Below are 6,623 nucleotides of genomic sequence, written 5' to 3'. Positions count from 1 at the left end.
GCAGTCGCTGCCAAGAAGCCTGTAGCTAAAACAGCAGTCGCTGCCAAGAAGCCTGTAGCTAAAACAGCAGTCGCTGCCAAGAAGCCTGCAGCTAAAACAGCAGTCGCTGCCAAGAAGCCTGCAGCTAAAACAGCAGTCGCTGCCAAGAAGCCTGCAGCTAAAACAGCAGTCGCTGCCAAGAAGCCTGCAGCTAAAACAGCAGTCGCTGCCAAGAAGCCTGTAGCTAAAACAGCTATTTCTGCAAAATTACCTGTTGCCAAAATTAAAACAGTCCCGGCTCCGTCACCTGTGCAACCGGCTGCAACTTGGCCTTTTCCGACTAAGCCAGGCACCGACAAGCTACATTAATGTAGGCTGTGAATGCAGCCACTTAATTATTAAACAGGGCTGGCATTTGCAGCTGACGCAGCTACCTTACTAGGCGTACGCAAGTTTGCATGTGCCTCGCCCTCGCTGCCATCGGCGTGCAGTGAGCTGGCTTTGCTACTCCAGTAACAAACAAAGGCTGAAATGTCGGCAGAAATGAAGTAAAGCGGTTGCGCTTTACTGTAAGCGAATGATGTAGCTGGCCATAAAATGGTTGAAGTAATCCACAAGAATCTTTTGGTCAATTAGCAGTCGGTCTGCTCGTAACAATCCATTTATGCATATCTGCCTTAATGGCTTAGTGGCAACTTACCATGCAAATCAGGTCGAAAAGCATGTAATAACTCTGCAAACTTACCGCGCGCTATAAATTATGACCAGTTCACAGCTTTATTTTCGGTTGCTCGACTATGTCAAACCCTACTGGCGCATATTTGCACTTTCCATTCTTGGCATGGTAGTGGCTGCGGCTACTGAGCCGCTATTGCCGATTTTGCTAAAAACCATGCTAGACGGCACATTCGTGCATAAAGATGAGGCCATCATTGGCTTGATTCCACTGTTTATCTTGGCTATTTTCTTGGTGCGCGGCTTGGCTACTTTTGTTGCCACCTTCACTGTCACCTGGGTGGGAAATAAAGTAGTAATGGATTTGCGTGCCGAAATGTTTAGCAAGCTGCTTGCCCTGCCTGCGCGTTTTTATGATGATCATGCGACCGGCAATCTAATCTCTAAATTGACTTTTGATGTAACACAAGTAACAGCTGCCGCTACAACCGTAGTGACCATTGGTATCCGTGATTCCCTCATGATTGTTGGGCTGCTAGGCTGGCTTTTTTACCTCAACTGGAAGCTCACTCTACTCAGTCTGTTAATGGCGCCTGTTATAGTCTTGATCATAAAAATCATCAGTGGCCGGTTGCGTGTAGCCAGCCGAAATTCGCAGCGCGCGATGGGAGACATCACCCAGGTAATTGAAGAAAGTGTAACCGCGCATAAGGTAGTTAAACTATTCGGTGGACAGCACTATGAAAGTCAACGCTTTAATAGCCAGGCCAACTGGGTGCGTCGTCACACCATGAAACAGGCGGCGGCCGCCGCCGCTAATGTACCCATCGTGCAAATGGTGTCAGCAGTGGCGCTTGCAGCTATCGTTTATCTCGTTACCGAACAATCGCGCAGCGATGAAACGACGGTGGGTGGCTTCCTTTCTTTCATTACAGCCATGTTGATGTTGACCTCGCCACTGAAACGGCTCGCCAGCGTCAGCGAGCATTTGCAGCGCGGACTGGCTGCGTCAGAAAGTGTGTTTGAGTTGCTTGATACGCCAAGTGAACTTGATTCCGGCAAGAAATTAATTACTCACGCCTCTGGCCGACTGAAATTTGAGCATGTAAACTTTTCATATCAAAAAGGTGAAAAGCTGGCATTACGAGACATCAATTTGGAGATTCCTGCAGGGCAAACAGTCGCATTGGTCGGTGCTTCAGGCGGTGGCAAAAGCACTCTGGTCAACCTCGTACCGCGCTTCTATTCTCCGAGTAGCGGACGCATCACGCTAGACAGTTATGACCTTGCGGAGCTCACGCTGGCAAGTCTGCGCGCTAATATCGCACTGGTAAGCCAAGATGTGGTGTTATTCAATGATACCGTTTCAGCCAACATTACCTATGGCCAGAAACGCGAAGTACCTGAGGCAGAAATAATTGCCGCCGCTCAAGCCGCCCATGCAATGGAATTTATTTGTGAAATGCCACAAGGTTTACAAACATTGGTGGGTGAAAGGGGGGTACGCATGTCTGGTGGACAGCGCCAACGCATTGCCATCGCTCGCGCTATACTCAAGAACACACCCATTCTCATTCTGGATGAAGCCACATCTGCATTGGATAGCGAATCCGAGCGTTATGTGCAAGCGGCGCTAGAAACCCTGATGCAAGGGCGTACCACGTTGGTAATTGCCCACCGTTTGTCTACCATTGAAAAAGCCGACAGAATCGTCGTGTTGCAAAAAGGGGAAATTGTCGAAATTGGCACTCATCAGGAATTGCTTGCCAAGGGCAATGTTTATGCACAGCTGCACAGCATCCAGTTCATGTGGAATGACAATCAATGATAACCAGTATATTCGGCTTACTTACAACGGGATTAAACGGTGTCAGTTGTTTCCTCATTCCTAAGTATTTTATGATGCTTGTCAACATCATATAACAATGAAAATGGAAACTGGGGTTATGGCAAGTCCGTGAGAACGCTTATAATCAAGCTTTGACTGCGGGAGTAAACGCGTCGGAGAAAAACTCATCGTTGGGCAATCCGCGCAAGGTCGTGAAGTCGCGGTGTGCTGATTCAACTACTACTGGTGCGCCACAGGCATACACTTGGTAGCCGGACAAATCGGTGTAATCTTCCAGGACGGCCTCATGCACGAAGCCTGTCCTGCCTTGCCAGTTATCCTCTGGTAATGCTTCCGACAAGACCGGAGTAAATTTTATGCCATGAGTTTCCCATTCCTTGGCTTTATCGAGCATATACAGGCCACTCAATTTATTCGCCCCCCAATAAAAATGCATGGAACGTTTCTCACCAGCATACAGTGCGTGTTCAATGATGGACTTGATTGGTGCAAAACCGGTGCCGCTGGCGACAAATACCATGGGCTTGCTGCTATCTTCGCGCAGGAAAAAAGAACCTAGCGGCCCCTTGAAACGTAGGATGTCGCGCTCTTTCATTTGCGTGAAAACATGTTTAGTAAATTCGCCACCCGAAATGTTTCGCACATGCAACTGCAGGAACTCGTCATCATGTGGGGCATTGGCCAGTGAAAAGCTGCGTGCCTTTCCACCTTTCATAAGAACATCGATATATTGTCCCGCAAGGAATTGCAAACGTTCGCTTGCAGGCAACTTTAGGGAAATCACCATCACGTCATCAAGTCGTTGCAGCTTGTGTACGCGGCAAGGCAGGGTTTTCACTGGGATATCCTTTGCAGCATTCACTTCGCGGCACTCGATGATCAAATCGGACATAGGTTTGGCGCAGCAAAACAAAGCCATGCCTCCTGCTTTCTCTGCTTCACTCAGAATGCTGCCCTCGTACTTGCCGTAGTCCACTGTGCCTTGTAGCAGCAAACCTTTGCATGTCCCACACACGCCGTCACGACAACTGTAAGGCAAAATAAAGCCACACCTCAGCCCCGCCTCAAGGATGGTTTCGTCGGCTTCCATGGTAAAACTATGATCGCTTGGTTTAATGAGAACGTTGAATGCCATGAATATCTTGCATTGCCAAATGCGCAAAAACAGTAATTTTAACGCATAATCATGCAATGAAACGAATCTTGATTGTTGGCTGCGGCGATATCGCCATGCGGGTTGCTCGTCTATTAAGGGTTAATTACCGATTGTTCGGACTGCTTCGTAATACAACACGTTTCGTTGAATTACGTGAGGCAGGTATCACCCCTATGCCCGGCGATCTGGATTACGCAATCAGTCTGCGTCGATTGAGTGGGCTGGCGCATACTGTGCTGCATTTTGCCCCGCCACCAAATACTGGTGGCGAAAACGATACGCGCACCCGCAATCTGCTAGCTGTTTTATCTCGTGGCACGTTACCCGAAAGTATTGTATATATAAGCACCAGCGGGGTATATGGCGATTGCGCCGGGGAATATGTCACGGAGACCCACACATTAAATGCGCAAACTGCGCGCGCTCAGCGCAGAGTGGCTGCGGAAAATAAAATTCGCAGCTGGGCAAAGCGAACTGGCGTGCGTGCCATTATCCTGCGTGTACCAGGTATCTATGCGACAGATCGGCTACCGCTGCAACGCTTGCAGCAAGGTACACCAGCAATTTTGGATGCAGAAGACAGTTATACCAATCACATTCATGCAGACGATCTTGCGCATATCGTTATGGCAGCATTACGTCATGCAAAGCCGAATCGGGTGTACCACACCAGTGATGACAGCGAACTTAAGATGGGGGACTATTTCGATAAAGTGGCAGAAGCATTTGATTTGCCGCATGTGCCGCGTATCAGTCGTGAGCAGGCACAACAGACATTGCCAAAGCCCCTGCTTTCATTCATGAATGAATCACGCCGCCTGACGAACATGCGCATGAAACGCGAATTGAAAATAACTCTTCTCTACCCGACCGTGTCAGATACGCTGAAGACTATTCAAAAACTTAAATAAGCACGTAACAAATTGAATTTCTACCTTTCCGTTCCTTTTTTTCTTATCCGTACATTAAAAGATATTGAAATTCTTTCAACGTCTTCCTGGTTTGGCTCGACAGAATGGGGCAACCAGGACGGAAACATAACTAAATGGTTTTTTCTTGCCGGATAAGAAAACTTTGGCGCATTAATTGCGTTAAGCTCTGAAATGGGTGCTAAAGATTCTATTGTATATTGTTCCTGAAAATTCCTGTAAAACTCTATTTGAGCATCAGAGTCGGTAACGTAATAAGCACCAGATACAAACGCTGAGCAATGAATATGAATTTTATTGTAATTATTTAACTTATTAATATTCACCCATACATTATCCATATAAGTTTCAAAATTTACGTCATCATATCCAAAATCAGATAAACATTTTTTTGATCTGAGTAAAATCTCATTTAATAAAGGCGTTAATTCCGGATGGTCGCCATAGTAAAACTCCTTTGATTGCCATCCCCCTGCATTACTAAGATTATTCCCGCGTGGATTGGACTGCTTTAATTGATGACAAAACTTAAAAATGGCATCAACATCAACATCAAGCTCGTCCCACCAAACTGGGGTCGAAAAATAGGTATCAAGGTTCATCTCTGCATATCTCCTGAACTTCAAAAATTAGTGGTAAAGCATAAATAACAAAGCAACCAATATATGTAATTATCAGTTTATAACTGTCTTAACGAAAATTGCACATTCCATATGTACATTATACGTACTTGTTTCAATAGGAAATGCTATTTCATTATAATTTTTGAGGTATCGTGGCTGTGACTTAGTATCGCTATGTCTATTTTGAGGGATTACGAACTATTGATCCGGCAATAAATTATTTACCTAAAGCTGCATACTTTACAGGAGCATGTTCAAAGTCACTTTTTACACGCTCGGGTGATTTCTGTAGCTTGCGCATGTGGCTGGTAGTCATCTTGAGAAGTTGGCCCTTTGTTTGCGCAGGTGCCTTGGTTGTCACTGCCTGTTTGAGATCGGCATTGAGCATTTCATCTGGATTCAACTCAGGGCCGTCACTCGGCAGATAAAACACTTCAATCTCGTCCTGATGTTTTGCAAGCCATGCCTTCACCTCGCTTGGACGTTGCTCGTAAGCTTTATTGATCGGCTTTTGGGGGGTAAATCCCCACACCGCCGTTCGACCCCTCAGGGAGTAAGGCATCTTTATCTAGTCAGGGGTCTTGTCGCTAATAAGTTTCTGAACTTCGCGATCCTGTTCAGTATTCAACCTTCGTACTGCTCCCGTGGAGCACTCGCGGGGTTTTAATGCCATCCCCGTCCAGCCACCCAGACAATATGCCTTATGCGCAGCGATGACCGTCCCACGCGATAGCTCACATGCCCGTACAACTTCGTTCACCCGCATTCCTTTTTCCCGAAGTTTGACTGCACGCCTGCGCCTTTCGGCTAATGCCTGCATCGAGAGTGTCCTTCCGTCTTGTCGTTCCATGCTCAATGAGACATAACATCATCAATTGAGTTAAATATTTAATTGCTGATGATCGGATGAAAAGCTGACACTAACACCTACATTGTTTTCCACATATCACTAGCAACCGGTGGCAGTACTCTGCATTCCGTCTGGAGAGCATTTTCAAGCAGTCGAGAAGTGCTGCGGGGACATCCTGGGCCATGATGGCGCTGGGCACAACTCCACTATGTCTCATCTTTTTGATCGACTATAGTGCCGCTTCACCGAACATGGTTATATCAGGATATGTTGTGATGTGAATGTTAACAACATGAGTTATTGCCAGAAATATCCACATTTGCCAAATATTGGCATTTACGAGTTTAAAATTTTGCACTTATTCTCAGCATACCCGTATCGAGTGGTCATAATAATCCCACAATGTAATAACTATTGGGTTATTACAAATCTGACTGTGGCAGTAGTAACAAGCACAATGTCTGCACTCCAGTTTAATTAGTCGACACTGAATTATTCGATTCTGTCGTTAAGATCAGGCTACGCAAGTTGCCTGAGTGCTAATCTGTTTTACTCCTCCGTA

Annotated in this window: 6 protein-coding genes and 2 pseudogenes; 3 read left to right on the top strand and 5 right to left on the bottom strand. The window is 46.3% G+C overall.

The genetic code is table 11. The features are described from left to right. A pseudogene (locus MJ769_RS03665) lies at positions 1–348 on the top strand (histone); the annotation flags it as partial. Between the two features lie 29 nt (positions 349–377). Here the strand turns inward: MJ769_RS03665 and MJ769_RS03660 are convergent. After that, positions 378–611 (bottom strand): hypothetical protein, encoded by a 234-nt coding sequence (locus MJ769_RS03660; RefSeq protein ID WP_239234481.1) that lies wholly within the window; start codon positions 609–611, stop codon positions 378–380. A gap of 128 nt (positions 612–739) precedes the next feature. On the opposite strand from MJ769_RS03660, the gene msbA reads away from it, so the two are divergent. After that, on the top strand, positions 740–2,482 hold the full coding sequence (msbA, locus tag MJ769_RS03655; RefSeq protein ID WP_239234480.1) for a lipid A export permease/ATP-binding protein MsbA: 1,743 nt from the start codon (positions 740–742) through the stop codon (positions 2,480–2,482). 145 nt (positions 2,483–2,627) lie between these two features. On the opposite strand, the gene MJ769_RS03650 is transcribed toward msbA, so the two are convergent. Next, complete coding sequence (locus tag MJ769_RS03650) at positions 2,628–3,638, bottom strand: CDP-6-deoxy-delta-3,4-glucoseen reductase (RefSeq protein WP_239234479.1); 1,011 nt, start codon at positions 3,636–3,638, stop codon at positions 2,628–2,630. Between the two features lie 56 nt (positions 3,639–3,694). On the opposite strand from MJ769_RS03650, the gene MJ769_RS03645 reads away from it, so the two are divergent. Beyond that, positions 3,695–4,570: an SDR family oxidoreductase gene (locus tag MJ769_RS03645; protein ID WP_239234478.1), complete on the top strand. Its 876-nt coding sequence runs from the start codon at positions 3,695–3,697 to the stop codon at positions 4,568–4,570. A gap of 20 nt (positions 4,571–4,590) precedes the next feature. Here MJ769_RS03645 and MJ769_RS03640 read toward each other — a convergent pair whose 3' ends face one another. The 3 genes and pseudogenes from MJ769_RS03640 to MJ769_RS14655 all read right to left on the bottom strand — a co-directional run bounded on the left by MJ769_RS03640 (position 4,591) and on the right by MJ769_RS14655 (position 6,061). Beyond that, a complete protein-coding gene (locus MJ769_RS03640) occupies positions 4,591–5,190 on the bottom strand; it encodes a TIGR02466 family protein (RefSeq protein ID WP_239234477.1) in 600 nt (199 codons plus the stop codon). 238 nt (positions 5,191–5,428) lie between these two features. Beyond that, positions 5,429–5,683: pseudogene (locus MJ769_RS14660) on the bottom strand (transposase); the annotation flags it as partial. A gap of 96 nt (positions 5,684–5,779) precedes the next feature. Next, positions 5,780–6,061, bottom strand: a complete 282-nt coding sequence (locus tag MJ769_RS14655) for a hypothetical protein (protein ID WP_445083060.1) — start codon at positions 6,059–6,061, stop codon at positions 5,780–5,782. Positions 6,062–6,623 lie beyond the last annotated feature (562 nt).

The organism is Candidatus Nitrotoga sp. BS, from assembly GCF_927797785.1.
Lineage (GTDB): Bacteria > Pseudomonadota > Gammaproteobacteria > Burkholderiales > Gallionellaceae > Nitrotoga.
Note: the sequence above shows the minus strand (reverse complement) of the source record. Positions and strands in the feature narration are given on the sequence as shown.

What these genes read in the sequence shown, in the direction of transcription:
- MJ769_RS03650 (WP_239234479.1), bottom strand. Translation starts at nt 3,638, where the DNA reads ATGGCATTCAACGTTCTCATTAAACCAAGCGATCATAGTTTTACCATG.
- MJ769_RS03645 (WP_239234478.1), top strand. Translation starts at nt 3,695, where the DNA reads ATGAAACGAATCTTGATTGTTGGCTGCGGCGATATCGCCATGCGGGTT.
- MJ769_RS03640 (WP_239234477.1), bottom strand. Translation starts at nt 5,190, where the DNA reads ATGAACCTTGATACCTATTTTTCGACCCCAGTTTGGTGGGACGAGCTT.
- msbA (WP_239234480.1), top strand. Translation starts at nt 740, where the DNA reads ATGACCAGTTCACAGCTTTATTTTCGGTTGCTCGACTATGTCAAACCC.
- MJ769_RS14655 (WP_445083060.1), bottom strand. Translation starts at nt 6,061, where the DNA reads ATGGAACGACAAGACGGAAGGACACTCTCGATGCAGGCATTAGCCGAA.